Annotated in this window: 15 protein-coding genes; 10 read left to right on the top strand and 5 right to left on the bottom strand. The window is 67.2% G+C overall.

Annotated elements, in window-relative coordinates; all coding sequences use genetic code 11:
- Positions 1-86: 86 nt before the first annotated feature.
- Entirely contained in the window at positions 87-923 is an 837-nt protein-coding gene (locus ACIQK6_RS29550; RefSeq protein ID WP_329104362.1) for a hypothetical protein, read from the bottom strand.
- 479 nt (positions 924-1,402) lie between these two features.
- On the opposite strand from ACIQK6_RS29550, the gene ACIQK6_RS29545 reads away from it, so the two are divergent.
- From ACIQK6_RS29545 to ACIQK6_RS29535, 3 genes are all read left to right on the top strand, one after another.
- Complete coding sequence (locus ACIQK6_RS29545; protein WP_329104364.1) at positions 1,403-1,999, top strand: hypothetical protein; 597 nt, start codon at positions 1,403-1,405, stop codon at positions 1,997-1,999.
- 96 nt (positions 2,000-2,095) lie between these two features.
- Entirely contained in the window at positions 2,096-2,410 is a 315-nt protein-coding gene (locus ACIQK6_RS29540) for a hypothetical protein (protein ID WP_329104365.1), read from the top strand.
- A gap of 356 nt (positions 2,411-2,766) precedes the next feature.
- Positions 2,767-3,183, top strand: coding sequence for a hypothetical protein (locus ACIQK6_RS29535; RefSeq protein WP_329104367.1), 417 nt, complete (start codon positions 2,767-2,769; stop codon positions 3,181-3,183).
- A 75-nt stretch (positions 3,184-3,258) separates the two neighbouring features.
- Here the strand turns inward: ACIQK6_RS29535 and ACIQK6_RS29530 are convergent, their stop codons facing one another.
- Both ACIQK6_RS29530 and ACIQK6_RS29525 read right to left on the bottom strand, forming a co-directional pair.
- Positions 3,259-3,789 (bottom strand): transposase, encoded by a 531-nt coding sequence (locus tag ACIQK6_RS29530; protein WP_402695786.1) that lies wholly within the window; start codon positions 3,787-3,789, stop codon positions 3,259-3,261.
- Between the two features lie 1,413 nt (positions 3,790-5,202).
- On the bottom strand, positions 5,203-5,697 hold the full coding sequence (locus ACIQK6_RS29525; protein ID WP_402695784.1) for a transposase: 495 nt from the start codon (positions 5,695-5,697) through the stop codon (positions 5,203-5,205).
- A 931-nt stretch (positions 5,698-6,628) separates the two neighbouring features.
- Here ACIQK6_RS29525 and ACIQK6_RS29520 point away from each other — a divergent pair.
- From ACIQK6_RS29520 to ACIQK6_RS29490, 7 genes are all read left to right on the top strand, one after another.
- Positions 6,629-8,518, top strand: coding sequence for a nucleotidyltransferase domain-containing protein (locus ACIQK6_RS29520; RefSeq protein WP_329104371.1), 1,890 nt, complete (start codon positions 6,629-6,631; stop codon positions 8,516-8,518).
- Complete coding sequence (locus ACIQK6_RS29515) at positions 8,515-9,576, top strand: hypothetical protein (RefSeq protein ID WP_329104373.1); 1,062 nt, start codon at positions 8,515-8,517, stop codon at positions 9,574-9,576. Before ACIQK6_RS29520 ends, ACIQK6_RS29515 begins: the two co-directional genes overlap by 4 nt.
- Positions 9,573-10,361 carry an SDR family oxidoreductase gene (locus ACIQK6_RS29510; protein WP_329104375.1) on the top strand — a complete coding sequence of 263 codons (789 nt, stop codon included), beginning with the start codon at positions 9,573-9,575 and terminating at the stop codon, positions 10,359-10,361. The genes ACIQK6_RS29515 and ACIQK6_RS29510 overlap by 4 nt, the downstream gene beginning before the upstream one ends.
- A 97-nt stretch (positions 10,362-10,458) precedes the next feature.
- Positions 10,459-10,884, top strand: coding sequence for an NUDIX domain-containing protein (locus tag ACIQK6_RS29505; RefSeq protein ID WP_329104377.1), 426 nt, complete (start codon positions 10,459-10,461; stop codon positions 10,882-10,884).
- 742 nt (positions 10,885-11,626) lie between these two features.
- A complete protein-coding gene (locus ACIQK6_RS29500) occupies positions 11,627-12,232 on the top strand; it encodes a hypothetical protein (RefSeq protein ID WP_329104379.1) in 606 nt (201 codons plus the stop codon).
- A gap of 122 nt (positions 12,233-12,354) precedes the next feature.
- Positions 12,355-12,759, top strand: a complete 405-nt coding sequence (locus ACIQK6_RS29495; protein ID WP_329104381.1) for a hypothetical protein — start codon at positions 12,355-12,357, stop codon at positions 12,757-12,759.
- A gap of 148 nt (positions 12,760-12,907) precedes the next feature.
- A complete protein-coding gene (locus ACIQK6_RS29490; protein WP_329104383.1) occupies positions 12,908-13,186 on the top strand; it encodes a hypothetical protein in 279 nt (92 codons plus the stop codon).
- A gap of 100 nt (positions 13,187-13,286) precedes the next feature.
- On the opposite strand, the gene ACIQK6_RS29485 is transcribed toward ACIQK6_RS29490, so the two are convergent.
- Both ACIQK6_RS29485 and ACIQK6_RS29480 read right to left on the bottom strand, forming a co-directional pair.
- Positions 13,287-14,573 (bottom strand): ParM/StbA family protein, encoded by a 1,287-nt coding sequence (locus ACIQK6_RS29485; RefSeq protein WP_329104385.1) that lies wholly within the window; start codon positions 14,571-14,573, stop codon positions 13,287-13,289.
- 57 nt (positions 14,574-14,630) lie between these two features.
- Complete coding sequence (locus ACIQK6_RS29480) at positions 14,631-15,095, bottom strand: hypothetical protein (protein WP_329104387.1); 465 nt, start codon at positions 15,093-15,095, stop codon at positions 14,631-14,633.
- Positions 15,096-16,642 lie beyond the last annotated feature (1,547 nt).

The raw sequence follows: 16,642 nt of genomic DNA, 5'->3' as shown, positions 1-16,642 counted from the left end.
GGTAGAGTCGAAGACGTGCCCCGCTGCCCCCCTGTGCCACGCATGGCCGCAGCAGGTGGTCCTGCTCGATTCCCTTCAGCGCCCGCTCAGGAGCCGGACAGGGGAGTCGACGTCGCGTTCGTCGTGCAGTCGACGAGCTCCTGGGTGAACCTCGGGGCCTGCCAGATCGCCTTGTCTTTGTCGTTCGGCAGGTGTTCGACGATTGACCCGGTGCCGAGCGGCGCACCGCCGGCGAAGAAGTGCAGCGCCTCCTGGCTGAAGCCTGCCTTGTACACCAAGGTCGACAGGCACTGGCCGGCCGCCGCGTAGGTCTTCTTCTGGCTCTCGTCACGGGCGTAGGAGGAGAACATCGAGACCAGGCCCTTGGTGAGCTCGATGGACGAGCTGACCGGCTGATCCGCGCGGACTGGGTAAGCCGGCTGCAGGTTCGGCTTGCCCGCTACTGGCTTCGCGGCTGCCTCCGGCGGCGCGTAGTTCTGAGCCTCGGCGCTACCGCTGTCCGGAAGTGCAGCCTTGCTGATGCATCCGTCGAAGTCCTCGCGCAGCGACCGCGAGGCCAGGAGTGCGGCGTCGTCCTCGCTCACCTTGTTCAGTCCGCCGATGACCGCGCCCATGTCGTCGCTGTCGGCCTTGATGATGTAGGCCAGCGCCTTCTCCGACATTCCCGCCTTCCGCACTGCGCTAGCCAGGCACGCTCCGCCGTCCTCTCTGGAGCTTCCGGCGCCGTGGAAGGCGAGCTTGTCCAGCGCTTTGCTGAGGGCCTCGTTGGTGACCTTGGTCGTGTTTGCGGTCGGGGTTGATGTAGGCGATGGCTGTGCCTCCTTGGCCGTTCCGCCGTTGCCGCTGGAGCACCCGACGAGCACGACGCCCGCAGCCAGCGCCGCAGTGGAGAGTCCAGCCTTCCTCGTCTTCCAGGTCCTCATCTCGCCTCGCATCCCCTGTTGCCGACCAGTCTGATTGGATCCACTGGTCTCTGAGGGTATCTTATTCGAGTGGTCATTGAATGGTTGTCTGCGATGAGTCGGAATGTCGCGAGATAGAGGATGCAGAGGCTGTGCAGGGCGGGACTCGGGCGCGCGGAGTGCCTGCGGTCCTGTCTGGCGCTTGGGGATCAACGGAGTTGATCCGGGGGGCACTGCGATGACGCCGTGCGCGTGTCGGCTGCGGGCGGCCCCCTGTCGGGCGGCTGTGGTGGGCTTCGACCTGCTGCGGTCGGCTCCCTCGGACCTTCAACGCAGTGCCCGTGTCCATCGCCCGCGACCAGCAGCTCATGCAGGGGGCACACCCTGACGCGCGCCCGCTTCCGGATGGAGAGCGCCGGACATGACCATGCGTGCCGCGCACGTCCCCACGCCCATGAAGCCAGGTCTGGTCGTCTATACCGACCAGCAGCTTCTCCGCTTTGACCGGCTGGAGCCCGGCATCCCTGGTCCACGCGATGCCACCGCTCGGCTCGATAGGCGCCCCGCTTCGACACCATCGGTCTGCAATTGAAGAGGTCATCGAGCCGCGACGCCGCCCGGCCTGCCGCCTCTGCATGGCCCGGCGACACGTCCGCGGGCTTGTCGTCCGCAGCACCCCGCACCATGAAGGTGTCTGCCACCGCCGCTGGCTCCTCGGAGAGGAGCAACACGATCTGACGCTGCTGCCCGAGGTTCTGCGGGCCAACCTCCAGCATCACCGGATCGTCCGCCGGGGCACCCATCCCTTCACCGAGCTGGCCTTCGTCGATGCCCGCGACCGCCTGACCAGGTGGTTCACCGGTGAGAGAAGCGGAGAGCCTCTTCGGCAGAGGTGGAACCGCCGGCTCGAAGTGCTCGGCGAGGACCCGTTCGGTGATCCCCACCGCCCCACCGAGCCCCGGATCGAAGTGGCCACCTACCCCGAAGTCATCGTGCTCACCGGCCTGTTCGCCTCCCCGCACTGGCGAGACCATCCCCAACTGCCCACAGAGACAGCACGCCGATTTGGCATCGCAGACACCCAGCTAGTGCTCTGACCTCACAGGTTCGCCGGTTTGGGGCTCGCCTGTGTTTGGGGTGTGCCGGGGCATCCGGTCCACAGCCGCGAGCCCGTGTCTGGCAGGATCTCCCGCATGCTCGAAGAAAAGCTCGACGCGCTTGCCCAAGTGATGGCTGAGCACATGACCAGGCCGTTCCCGCCCGGCTGCCGCGGCCTGGACGTCGAGGGCCAGGACATGGTGTTGCTCGACGCGGACTCCTATGGCTATGCAGCCGTCGTTCGTGAAGGCCCGCTCAGCGAGCAGCACCGGGCAGGCTTGACGCGGCTGACGTCAGTGTTCGGGAAGGTCCTCCCGGCGATCGACGACGAGTACGCGGCCGAGTACTACACGCACGTGCGCGACATGGCTGTGCTGGCCGCCGAAATTGCGAGCCTGCGCGAGAAGTAGTCCTTCGCACGGGAAGGTTCCGGGGCATCCGATGGGGCGGGACACCCCCTTGCCAACGCGGCATGACCCGCAACCCGGTGAACCTATGCCGTCAGAGCACTAGCGTCGGGCCTGGTCCGGAAACTGCCACCTTCACTGCGAATCCTGGAGCAGGGCGTCTCACCTTCCTGACAAAGCCCAGCTCAGGAACCACCGGTCTCACCATGATCGATGAGACGCGAACTCGGCGCCGTGCTCAGCCCCTCCCGAAGCCCACGGCCTCCGCGCTCTGAGTCGCAAGCCAATCTGTCACCCCCCAGGTCAGTGGCCTTCTCCCGTCAAGATCTAATGAGACGGGACACTGGGAGCCTGGTGCCGTGGAAGACTTCATAGAGCAAGGACTTCGCCACTCGATCGCTGAAGCCGACTCTCCGGCCTGGCGCGTGAGGGCAGTTGCAGGGCGGCGGCTGGCGGCGGCGCCTCGGATCGAGAGTGTCGCCGGTGTCCTGCACCGTCTCCTCCTGGACGATCAGGACACTGGAGTGACCTCCGATACTGCTGCGGCTCTGTTGGCTCGGAGGGATCTGGCCGGCCTACGTGCCGTGCTCGCGGCCCGTGCAGTGGCGTCTGACGAGGGGACGGCTGATCAGCTCGCTGCGGAACTTGACTGTGACCCGCGCTGGGCGACCGGAGAGGGCGATGTCGAGCTGATCACGCAACTGCGAACGCTGACGTCGGATACAGACCCAGAGATCCGCAACGAGGCCATGTTGCGACTCTCGCGCCTGCGCTGATCGGAAGGGCGGGCAGTGGCCAATCTTCGGTGAGAGTGGTCAACCTCCAGTGAGACAGGACAGTCGTGTCGTTGCTCATGTGGGTCTGATGGTCAGGCCCGTCTCCGCGAGGCAGCCGTCTATGAGGTCGCTGCGGTACTGGATGTGTCGCAGGCCGCGTCGGATGCGCTGAACGAGGTGTTCGGGGGTGCTGAAGGCGACGTTGGAGAGCCAGCCGCGTCGCAGCAGTGACCAGATCCCCTCGACGGGGTTGACGTCAGGTGCGTAGGGCGGCAGGTAGTAGATGGTCAGCCAGTCCCGGGTTTCGACGAACTCCCGCAGGCCGGCGGCCTTGTGGACGTTGAGGTTGTCCCAGACGAGCACGATCGGGCCGCCGAGCTGCTGGTGGGCTGCGGTCAGCAGGTCCCGGTAGTCGCGCCAGGAGAAGCTCTTGCGCCCGTCGCGTCGGCCGTCGTCCCGGCGTGGCCGGTAGATCAGTCGCGACCTGTGGCCGGGTTTATAGCAGGTCAGCGCGGCGATGGACACCCGTCTGCGGGAGCGGCCCCGCACCCGCACTACCGGGGTCCGGCCGCGCTGTGACCAGGTCTTCGCCTGCGGCGGCGTCATGGAGAACCCAGCTTCATCCTCGAAGACGAGCCAGGCTCCACGCACCGCCGCGAGTCTTCCGCGCAGGGCCACACCTCCTTGACCCACCCGGCCACCACCTCTGTGACGGCCCAGGCGGAGCTGACCGATGGGCCCCGGGAGTGCATTGGAGCAGGCCGCCCGCGAAGCCTTGAGTTCGGCAGCCCAATCCCACGAAAGAGAATGTCATGAGCACGACATCCATTGCCCAAGTGGGCGACACCGTCCGCGTTTCATTCCCAAACCCACCTGCGCCCGGCTCCAGATCGTGCTGGGGCGCCGCGTTCTGGTCGCCGGGCCCCGATCCAGGCGGCCCCACGGTGAACTGACCGAAATCGCCCCAACCTGCGCCACGGTCAAGAACCGCGAAGGCGACCTCCCGACCTCCTAGTCTTCCGGATCAAAGACGTGGAAATCTCCTGCGCGCCGATTCCCTTCGAGGATCGCCGGACCCTCCTCCCCGAATGCCGCGTGGCCTGACCGGTTCGCTTCCGTCTGCTCCTTCGGGGGCGCCTCCACTGTGCGATCGAGCCCCCGACCGATGGGCCGCCTCCACCTTCCTCCAGCGGGGGACCGGTACCCCAGCGCACCCACCCCAAGGGTTCGGGCTGCTGCACCACCACCCCCACAACAGGCCTGGGCCCGACAACAGTGCCCGTGTAGCCCAAAGACGGGTACGACGACTGCTCCGGCACACATTCACCGCCGAAGGAGAAGCGATGCCGCGGCCCGCGCTGTTGCCGGATGTCAGAGACCTCGACATCGCGATCAGCAAGCTGCCGCAGGTAGGCGAACGTCCAACTGGAGCCGTGGCCCGAATCAGCGAGTTCCATTGCGAGCGGGGGCTGGGTGGTGACTGATCTAGATCGACGAAGTCGATCCGGAAGTAGATCTGCAGAGGCATCGCCATCCCCCCTCGCGCACGGGCGCGATTGCTTCGCGGGCCCTGCGGCAGGTCATGGTCGAGCCCGAGCGCCTCGCCGACGACCTTGCGGCCAACGCCGGAGGGCGCGGCGCGAACTACCCAGACCTTGGCGCTGCCTGGGGTACGACCCGCCAGGGCGCAGCAAGCGCTGGCCCCAACCGGTCAGCACCGAGCCTGTGAACCCATCCCGGCGCTGAATGCCACCACCGCGAACCGCAAGGTCGAGGAGGCACCCGAGGACCTCACATACGACACGAGCGAAGATGCCGCCGGCGTCTTCCTCGCCGCCAATGCCATTACGACGGACGGAGACACGACATGATGTTCGCGATCGGCGCGCTGCTCGGCTGCGCCGCAGCTCTGCTCGCCCTCGCCATAAGGAACAGCCTGACCCGCACGCCGCACTGAGGGTGGTGCGCGACCGCCTCGAACTGGTCCACCCCCCAGCACGACGCCCTGCTTTGCCGCGGCTACGTCCAAGACCGCCGCCGCGAACGGCTGCGCGACATCAGGCAGGGCCGCCCCGTCGAGGAGCAGAACCCGTGGGGCGAGGCGTACCCACTCGAAGAAGAGATCGCCCGGCGAACGAAAGCCGACGCCTGAGCACCGAGACCACCGCGGCCGCCGCCGACTTCGCCCAGGTGCTCGTCGAGCGGGCCGACGGATACCCGACCGACCCGGAGGGCACAGCGCCCGTGATCGCCACAGTCACCGACCCGGCGACAGGCGAGCAGCACCCGGTCCCCATCGAGCCCGGCCAGCTCGGAACAAGGACATGTGTGCAGGGTCCTCCAGGGCCCGTACCGTGCCGGCGCATCACGCCACGCCGACCCCGTCCGCAGCTTCCACGCGATCCCGTTCAGCACCCGCCGGTCGTCCAATCGCGGCCGTCCCGAGGACGACCGCGACAACAGCCCGGACAGCGCTTCCCACTTCACATCCGTCGGCTCATGACGATGCACCATGTTGACGTGATTGCCCGTCAGGAACGTTTGGGGCATGTCCTGAAGCGGGCCGAGTGAATGCCGAGCTTGGGGGCATTGCGACGGGGTCTGGTCGGGAGTGGCCGGTAGGTCAGCGAAGAACGCGAGTTTGATCGGCGAAGCCGATCCGGGACTCGGATTGACGAGGCATTCGATCAGCGCAGCTGATTCGGATGAAGCCTTGAAAGAGAAAAACGTCTGATCGGCGAAGCCGATCCGGATGGCGACATGACGGACAACTGAACATCTCGGCCCGAATCACTCAACTGCGCGCGGACGATGTCATCGGTCCGGGCGCAGTGCTGCATTCGAGGAGAACAGCTCATGCCGAGCGTGTAGCGAAACGGTCCGTTTGGCTTTGTGTTGAACCCGGCGCTTCCCGCGCCACATCCGTCGGCTCATGACGACGCACCATGTTGACGTGATTGCCCGTCAGAACCGTTTGGGGCATGTCCTGAAGCGGGCCGAGTGAATGCCGAGCTTGGGGGCATTGCGACGGGGTCTGGTCGGGAGTGGCCGGTAGGTCAGCGAAGAACGCGAGTTTGATCGGCGAAGCCGATCCGGGACTCGGATTGACGAGGCATTCGATCAGCGCAGCTGATTCGGATGAAGCCTTGAAAGAGAAAAACGTCTGATCGGCGAAGCCGATCCGGATGGCGACATGACGGACAACTGAACATCTCAGCCCGAATCACTCAACTGCGCGCGGACGACGTCGTCGATCCGGGCGCAGTGCTGCATTCGAGGAGAACAGCTCATGCCGAGCGTGTAGCAAAACGGCCCGTTTGGCTTTGTGTTGAACCCATCGGGGTTGGCCGTGACCAGGCCGGATCCCGCACTTGACCCCCTTTCCCTGAACACCCATGTGGTGGGCGGCGCTTTGTGCTGCCCACGCCGTAGAAGGAGAAACCTGATGGATCACAAGTCCACGATGTTGTCGGTCGCGTTCAATGGGGCCGACAACACGGGTAAGACCACGCAGATCGGCCTGCTGGCCCGCCGGATCGGTCCGGCTGCGGCGTCCGCCGGCGCCCTGCACGACCACGACTCCCGATGGACCGGTATCCGGGACGACATGGCCGGGTGGTGGTTCGAGACGGGCCGCATCGAGGAGGTCGTGGACGTCCTCGCGACTTCTTACCTCGCGCGATCCGCCGCCCCCGGCGTCGAGAGCCTGCGACTGTTGGACCGGGGAATCCCCATGCTGGAGGCGTCGATCGCCGCCACCGTTGCCGTTCGCGAGAACCTGGCCGCCCCGGCGGCGGCCGACCGGGCGCGTGCCCTGCTCGAACCTTGGGCCACGGACCTTCGCGTCGCCGAGAACAAGGAGCTTTCCCTCTACCTGGCGTTCTCCGAGGACATCGGCAAGAACGTGGCCCACAGCCTCGCCCACCAGGCGAGCGTCACCCCGCCCTACGACCGCTACCAGTGGGCCCTGAACGAACGACTCAAGGGCATGGTCGGAGAGGGTCGCTTCGAGCACGTGGTGCCGATCGGCGGCCGCTCCATCGTCCAGGTGCAGCGGGAGATCCGGCGTCTGCTGCACCCGCGGCACCCGGCCGTCCCGGCCCGTGCCCTGGACGGGGTGCAGATCATCGCGCTCGCCGGGCTGTCCGAGAGCGGCAAGAGCACCGCCGGCGAGTATCTGCGCACGCGACACGGCCACGCCCGCCTCAAGCTCGGGTGGCTGCTCGACACCGCCGCCGCGCACGCCGGCATACCCGACCCGTACGCGGTCACGGAGGTCGACCAGGCAGAGATGATCGTCGACGCCCTGGATCGCTATCTGACGGCCCACTACTACGTGACCGGCGTGACGATCGAGTCGCTGCACTCCAAGAAGTCCACCGACGCACTGCGACGAATGCTCGGAGAGCAGATCACCGTCACGTACCTCCACACGCCCATGGCGGACCGCCGCGCACGCAGCGAAACCGGAGCCGACGACGTGGTCGTGCGCGACGTCGTCAAGGCGAGTCGAGGCGCGGACAGGATCGTGGACATCGCGGACCGGGTGATCGACAACTCCGGTACACGGCTCCACCTGGAGCGCTGCCTGGACGAGATGGTCCTCGATCGCCACTGGCCCGCACGGCAGCCGGAGACGCTGCCCGTGAACATGCTGGGCCTCCCGATCGGCCCGGAGTCCTACCTGCACAAGCTGCTGGACCGCACCACCGGCGGCGCTGACCCGGTGGTGGACCTGCTGGCCGTCACCGGGTCCGGTGCCCGGGGCGAGTTCCAGAGCGGGTGGAGCGACCTCGATGTGTTCGTCGTCTCCGACAACGCCCGTTTGGGTGCCCTCGCCGACGTGCTGGCCGAACTCCGCGCCGACCTGGAGGGCGTCAAGCTCGGCATCAGCGTCGTCACGCTCGCCGAATGCCGCACCGGCAACGTGTCCGTTCGGCTCCAGCATGTGCTGGCCCAGATCGGTGCTGGTGCCATCACCCCGCTGTGGGTCCGAAACGGCCTGCGGCTCCCCGCTCCGGACCCGGCCGCCATCGTGGCCGCAACCGTCGCCAACGGGGTCCAAGCAACCTTCGACATCCGCCGTCAGATCCTCGCCGGCGCCGGCGATCTGCACGCCCTCTACAAGGTGACGGGGGTGTCCGCGAAGGTGCAGTTGGAGTTCCGCGGCGTACCGGTCTCCGCCGACGTGGACGCCCTGACCAGGCTCCTCGGCGCCCACGGCCACGACACCTCCCTGGCCCGCACCGCCCGTACCGACCGCGCCGCCGCCCTCGAGGTAGCCCGGATCGTCCTCGACCTGTGGGACGACACCATGAAAGGACTGAAGCAGTGACCGACGCAGTGACCGACGCAGTCTTCGCCAAGGACTTCCCCGATCGCACGGCCGCGATTGCGGAAGTTGATGGCCACTACCTGGTCAAAGACCGACTCTCCGTTCCCCGGCTCCATGGTCTTCACGACGGGCCGGACGGCAGCCAGGTGGTCTTCGACGACGTGTTCGCTCAGGGACGGTGCGAACTCCTCCTCGGCGACCTCATCGCCCTCGCCGACCGCGACCCGAGCCACATACCCCGTGTCGTCGGGCTCGTTGAAGCCGTGTGCCACGACCTGACCACCGCCTTCATGCCCGAACGCCGATCCCCCCTGAGTAGCTGCGTTCCCACCCTCTACGCCGACCGCATCCGACCGGGTGGACGCCTGGACGCCTGGTACCTGAACCCCGGCCACTCCCTCGTTCCGGCCGGAGGAAACGTTCCCGCTCTCACTGCGGCTGACCTCGCCGACCACACGATCACCGTCAACGGCCGGCCGCTCACCATCAACCTCCCCGACATCGTCCACACCACCCGCCAGATCCTGACACCGGACAGCAGTTGGGTGAGCGGACACACTCAGGGAGACCCCACCGAGCCCAACATCGCGGCCCCCCTGTGCTGGCTCGACTTCACGCTCGCCGGCCTCAACACCCTTCCGGGCGAGGCCGCCAACCTCCTCTGGTACCTGATGGGCCTGGGCGGCTGGCTCGTCCCCACCTATCAACCCGACACCTACCAGCGCACCATGCGCCTCACTCTCCCGCCCCTCACGACCCCCCGGATCACCCAGCTGCACCACCACCCCGGACGCCGACACCTCGACGTCCACTACCGCTGGAACACCGGCCCCGGCCGCCGAGCCGCCCTCACCACCGCCCTGCAAGCCCTGCCCGACATCCCCTGGGACGACTTGCGCCCCTTCCTCACCCTCCGCGTCCTCGGCGTCGTCAGTCCCCAGCCCATGACGACGACCGACACCCTCCTGACGCTGATCAAAGCTGCCGAACTCCATCAGACGAGCAGCAACGCCACCGAGTTCTTCACTCAGCACACCTCTGAAACGGAGCTTCCGTGAACCCCACCTTCCCCATCACTGATCAGTCGCTGCGCAGCCGACCCCTGCTCGGCCGCACCGCTCTGGTCACCGGAGCCACCGGTGGCATCGGCGCCGCGATCTGCCGCGCCCTCGCCACCGCCGGCGCCCGCGTTGCCGTCGCCCATTTCAACGAGGACGCTGCCGCCGCCGACCTCCTGGACCAGCTGCCCACCCGAGGCATCGCCGTCTCCGGTGACCTCACCGATCCGATGTTCCCGACCGCCCTGATCGCCACCGTCACCGACGCCCTCGCACCCGTCGACATCCTGATCAACAACGCCGGTGCCTACCCCCGTATCCCCTGGGAGGACCTGGACGAGGCCGACTGGGAACAGTCCTTCGCCATCAACCTCCACGCTCCGCGCCGTCTGTGCCACGCTGTCACCGCGAGCATGACGGAACGTCAGTGGGGCAGGATCGTGAACATCGGCTCGATCAATGCCCTCGTGGGCCGTCGCCAGCTCACCCCCTACGCCACGGCCAAGGCCGCGATGATCGGACTGACCCGGTCACTGGCCCGCGATGTCGGCGCGAGCGGGATCACCGTCAACTCGGTCCTGCCCGGAGCGATCCAGGTTCCTGCTGAAGATCTCCTCCCGCCCTCCGCCCGGGTGTCCCCCGAGCACCAGATCGCCCGCCAGTGCGTTCCCCGCCGCGGGCGGCCGGAGGACGTCGCCGCCGCTGTCGCCTTCGTGGCAAGTCCTTCGGCCGGGTTCATCACCGGTCAGAGTCTCCACGTTGATGGCGGCTGGATGATGAACTGATCTCCTCCGGCCGGGTTCATCACCGGCCAACGTCTCCACGTTGATGGCGGCTGGATGATGAACTGATCTCCTCGACAGCAACGCTTGAGGAGACACAGTGAAAGAACGCGTGCGGGCCGTCCTGATCACCCCGGCCCACACCATGCTCGTCATCCGCCGCACCGTCCCCGGCCGCGACGTCTACCACGTCCTCGTCGGCGGCGGCATCGAGGACGGCGACCCCACCCCGGAAGCGGCTCTCCACCGTGAGATCCACGAGGAGATTGCCGGGAAGGCTCACATCGTCCGGCTGCTGGGCACTCTCGCCGACACCGAACGCGAAGAGATCCAGCACATCTATCTCGCCGAGGTCCGCACCTGGGCCTTCGACGACCGTACCGGCAGCGAGTTCACGCGTGTCGATCGCGGCACTTACGAACTCGTCGAGACCCCCCTTACCACCCCCCAGGCCCTGGCCACCCTCAACCTCCAGCCTCCATCGGTGCTGCCCCTGATCCAGGAGGTCATGTCCGAATGGGCGTGAAGCGGTGCTGGAGGTTCGGCCTCCTGGGCGCGAATGCCGCGCGACAGGGAGGAAGACCGTCTGGCCCGTCACCTTCGAAGGATTTCGGCTAGCCGTAGGGCGGTTGGCCTGACAAACCCACCACAGAATTCTGCACGGAGCGGTTCAAATCCGCAGTGCGCCGGCTGATCCTCGGCGTACGCCAGTGGGCACACCGTGCAGACCAACCACGGAAGAGGTTCGATTCCCGCACGCCGCAGGTGATCCCTGCGGCGTGTCCCTGGAGATCTCTGCAGCTCCAACTACCCCAGCACCCCGGTGCGCGCTCTGCCCTCGGGCAGGTGCGGCGCCGGGGTGCTGGGTTTTTTCGTGGCTCGCCCTACTCGCCCCGTGAAGGCAGTGAGCACGAGGGATCAGCAGAGCTGATCCGGATCTGACGTTGAAGAACGTCCTTGTTCCGCCCAGGAGTCGAGCCATGAACTGCCCCAACTGCGCCAGCGACATGGAGTCGAGCGCCTACGGCATCCGCGCCAGCAAGAAGGCCACGCACACGTGCTCCGAGTGCGGTTACAGCGAAACACGCTGAGCGGCTGCTTCTCTCCCGACGAAGCCGGACGACCTCGTTCACCAGGACCTCGCCGCCCTGGAGGCCGCACATATCTACGGCGGGCGCTGCGAACTCGACGAACTCGTCTTCTTCGAACCCATGCGGGCGGCCCACCCCCCCACACACACAAGCACTGACCAAGGAGCACGGACCATCATGAGTTTCCTCAGCCGCATCGGCTGCATCGAGACCGAAGAGCAGGAGCGGACCCGGCTGGCCCAGGCCGACGAAGGCTCGCTGAACCACTACCTGTCAACTCTGCCCGTGACCATCGAAGAGTGGCCCAAGGACCTGCTCGTCGAACTGCCCCGGCAGCAGCCGCGCACTCACCAGGCATACCGCGTCGTCGTGGTGCCGATCGAGTTCCGGGAGGAGGCTCTGCCTGGGGGTGCCGAGGAGGAGCCGCTGCCGCGCAAGCGCCACTCCGGCGCTTGGACGTGTGCCGTGGTGTTCTCCGACGACCCGGACCACCCGGCCGGCGGCTTCCGCATCGATGTCCCAACCGCCGAGATCGTCCGAGGCCGGAAGATCGACCTCGCCACCGCCCTGGCCCCGTTGTCCCGCGTGTCCGGCGAGACTCTGCACGCCCCGGAACCGCTGTGCGGCTCGGGCGAAGAGCGCGGCGTGATCACCCACTTTGACCGGTCCACGGACGGGATCACCGGTCACAGCCGGTGCGACAACGCGCCGTGTGTGGCGGGAGCCGAGACCGCCGTGCACGTGTGCGCCGATGGCACGCGCTTCTACCGCGTTCCGTTCTAACGCCACGGCGCCTCCGGATCCGGGGCCTTTGGCCGGTCCCTCCCGGTGAGACGCTCAACGGCCGCCGGTTTCCGCAATGCACCTGTGCGGTGTACCACACCAGAAACGCGGAGTTGGTTCGGATGGTGCGCGAAGTCGGCGGCGAGTGTTCCCAGGTGTCGGCCACCATGACCGAGCGGCCGGAGCGAATGCGTGCGGGTCAACTCGCCGCCCTGCCGACCGTCGCGGAAATCCGGATGGCGTATCCGCTCGCCGGTGGGGGCGCCACGCTGCGGCTCATGACCGTCGAGGGCAGCACGACCGAACGCCACATGATCCCGCTCACGGAGCGGGGCGGAGCGGGGCGCGGCCGGTCGGGAGAACCGCACCCCGCCGGTATCTACCTGGACGCCATCACGGCAACGGCCGAACGCCTCGCCCACATTGACCGCGCGTACGGTCCCGTGGCAGAACTTCCGGACCTTCCAGCCGGTGTGAGCGCGCACCCGTCCGGCCCGCGTTCCTGGCGGATCTGTATCCAGCCGTAGCCGACTGGGGTCTCCTCTTCTGCATGATCAGCGGAGCTGATCCGGTCTGGCCTTCGGAAGATCACGTCCACGCCAGGAGTACTGCCGTGAGCTAGGGACTCCGCTGCAGAGCAGCGCCGGGGGTCTCACTGCCGAATCCATCAATGCCGTGGACCAGGCGATCGCCACGATCCGCGAACACATCGGCGAACTGTCCGACTCGAACGACCGCTGCCCGCTGCTCAAGGACGACCGGCAGGGTGGTCCGGCCTCCTCCTACCTGCCCCATCTCGATGCCCACGATCAGGCGCGGGCCGCGAAGAACCTCTTCGGCGTGCGCGCCTACCGTCGGCCGCTGACCCGCGAGGTGGAGCGTCCGGACACCAGCACCCTGGGCTGGTTCGTCATGTTCCGCTGCCCGCTGGTCCGGGACCTGCCCGCAATTTGAGGTGGACCATCCCGACCAGACGCAGCGAATCGGACCAGCGGTAAGGATCCTTGACCTCATCGTGGATGGATGCGAGCGCTTCGCACCTCAGGCCACCTCCTTAACTGTGCTTGCCCGCGGGCTTCGCCGCGAGGGCCTGCTGCTCGACGTGCCGTGCCGCGATGTACAGGCCCTCGCGGTTCAGGTGCCGCGAGTAGCTCGAGTCGAGGTAGAGCACGGGCACATCGCCAGCGGCCTTCAGAAGCGCAGGGTGCAGCAGGTGCTTGATAGGGCCCGAGCCGCCGCCGTAGACGTAGACGACCTCGGTCGTCGCACCGGCCTGGGAGAGGACGTCGCCGAAGGAGGAGGCGATCTCGTCGACCAGGTAGCTGGCCTCGTCCTCGACGAAGCCGGCGGCGCGCTGGTGACGGTTCTTCACCAGCACGGACGGCTTCGCGTGGAGGAAGTCCGCCAGCTGCTTGCGCGAGGAGAACTGCAGCGTGGCGTCCGACTCGCTCATGCGCTCCATGGCGTTCATCAGCGCGGAGCCGTAGCCCTCGTCGAGCGTGGATGCCGCCTCGGGGTTGAACCGCCCGTCGGTGAAGACCGGGAAGTTCACGGTGCCCTCACCCACGTCGACGCCGATGGTGTTCCGCGCCGCCACCAGATCGGAGGCCGAGACCCCTTCCACGACGGAGGCGTCGCGAGTGCGCAGATCATCGAGAAGAGCCTGGGCCAGCGGCTCGCCCTTGTCGGTGATGGCGAACTGCGCGGAGGCACCCTCGGCCATCACCTGAACGTCGACGAACTGCAGGCGCACCGAGACCGGGGTGCTGAAGTTCTTGATCGTCACCAGGTGCACCGCGGGGTCGGAGCTGCCCAGCAGACCGATGAACTCGGCGGCGTAGGAGTGGCGGCGCGCGACGAACTCGGAGATCGGCAGCGCCAGGCCGGCGCGCACCTGCACGCGCAGCTCGTGATCGGGCAGCGTGCCGTTCTCGCGGACGTAGTCGCGCAGGGCCTTCGCGGCGAAGGCACCCAGGACCAGGACCTTGCTCAGCTCCTGATCAGCCTTGGAGTGCTTGCCCAGTACCTCGAACTCGGTGAACTTCGAGCCGCGCACGCTCAGCGCTGCCCGGCCGAAGATTCGGCGGTCCGACGCCGCTACCAGGGTCGTGGTGAGCGAGCAGTCCAGCTGGTTGTAGAAGTCGCCGGCCATCACGGAGGCCGCATCCGCATCGGGGAGCGGCACCTTCGGCGAGGTGCGGGAAGTCGAGACGACTGCGCTGGGCAGATCGATCTCGTCGAAGATCTCCCGCTTCGTATTCTGGATGACGCCCTTGACGTAGCCGTTGCCGACGTCGATGCCGCCGGTGAGGGTGATGATGTCGTTGCTGTTGGCGCTCATGAATTCGGTCCCTCGGTGTTGTGTTGTCTGCCTGGAAAATGAAATTCACCGCGCCACTCAGCGCCGAGTGCTCGCCATGATTTCGTCAATGGAGGCCTGCTTCGGCGGCTCCGAGGTTGGGCCGGGGGTACTTGCCGCAGGATCCGCGACCGTCTCAACAGGTGTCGCAACCGGCTCGGGTTGGGCCAACGGCGCTGGTGCTGTCTTCTCGACGACGGCGTCGGCCTGGTCGGCGACCACGGGCCGTGGCTGAACGGGCATGGCGGCCGGACGGCGCTCGGTGACCACCTCGTCGTCCTCGCGCTGCTCGGCGCTCTCCAGCGGCGGACGGCCGCGACGCGGCAGTTGCTCGACGGGCTTGTAGTAGACGTCGACGTATCCGTCGCGCTGAATGGACTCCCGAATGAGCAGTCGCAGCGACTGCGAGATGTTCTCCTGCTGAGCGAGCCACTCGATCACCGAGGTGTCGGCAGCGGGCACGGTCCAGCGGACCTTGCGAGGTTCACTCGGCTGATTCGCCATTGCACTCACCTCGCCCTGCCACTCGCTCCTGCACTCCATCCGATCGTTCGCCGGATGCCTCTCGCCCTGTCACGTGGGCTCGCCACCCCTCATGTTTCGCTTCGAATGCGAATCGCTATGAGCCCACTCTATTGTCCCTATTGAGTCGCATGCAAGTCCCACTCGATACGCGAGTTGGACGCCATTGCTGTCCCCAGTCGCCCCTGGTGGGGACACCTGCGAGACGCCGCAATGCCCCTGCTGGAGACGACTGGGCGCAAGCCGAGGGCGCCATGCGCCTATGAGTCCCCCATGCAACGCAACAAGGGCTCCCGCGGGACACCTGCGAGACACCTGACGTCAGGGCGTGGTCCCGGGGAAGCCGCATGGGGGCACACGTGAGCTCCCGCTGGTGTCCCGACCGTGTCTCTTGAGAGACGCCACCCGGCTCCCCGACGCAGATGTGTCCTCAGAGGGCACTGTGCGCGACACCGGGGCGGCACGGTTGGAGCGCGCGCGAGATGCTGTGCGGACACGCACGGGACTCTGGGAGACCCGACAGCAGCAGTCGGTGTCTTGTACGTGTCCCAGTCGCGGCCCCTGCGTGTTTCGATGGGTCACCGCAGAGACGCGAGGGAAGTGCTGATTCACGGGGCCGCGAGGCCTGACCGCGTCCCTTGCCAAAGTCATCCGGCGGGTACGTCGAGACGGTCACGGACCGCTGGCGGAGCGCGGCCAGCACAGCTGTCACCGAGACACCGACACAGCGCTGGTGCGGCGGTCGGCACAGGGGCGTCATCGAGCCGACAAGGTTGGGCAGAGAGAGAAGGGTCGAAGGGGGGAGTGGGCCCCCACGCCCAGCGAGCGTGCGAGGAACGACGTGCTTGCGCAGCATCGGCCGTGGGGTAGGAGAGGCGCGGAGGCATTGCTGCGGAGGCACGCCTTGGAGGAAGGCGACAACGCTCCGATACGCCTCGAGCTGCTCGCTGTGCTCGCTGTGCTCGCTGTGCCCGATGGGCAGATGGTCGCAGCAGCCGGGGCTCTCTTCTTCTGATGCGTTCACGAGAGACCGCCCCGGGCTCGCCGCGCGAGCGCGAAACGAAACACGGCCCGGGGCCGGATCGTGTGTCGACGAGGTGGTGCCGAACGCCCGCCCCGGACGCGGTGCGTGACGTGCTGGCACGCTGTCGCGGCAGCACCGGAGCAACGACCAGGGCACAGCAGATCCAGGTTGGTGCAACTAGCGCAACACGATGGTGCGAGGCCGGCTACGCCGTCAGCAGCGAGCGATGAAGCAGAGCGTTGTCCACAGCCGAAGCGACGGCGTCGCGAGAGGGCGGATTCGCTGCTGGGCGAGGGCTGTGCCGCCTGCGGCAGCAAGGTGATGAACCGGAGCTGTGCCCCGTCCGGAGCAGACCCGTACCGCGCCTCGTTCGTGCCTCACGAGGACGGATCGGCACGGGGGTACGGCCGTATCCCGAACGACGAAACATCAGTACCGCCAGAAGGTGTGATGACCAGGGGAAACAGCCAGACCCGTACCCCCGCTGCCCGAAAGGGGGGAGGGG

The organism is Streptomyces sp. NPDC091682 (genome assembly GCF_044756625.1).
Lineage (GTDB): Bacteria > Actinomycetota > Actinomycetes > Streptomycetales > Streptomycetaceae > Streptomyces.
This window is presented reverse-complemented; position numbering and strand designations above follow the sequence as displayed.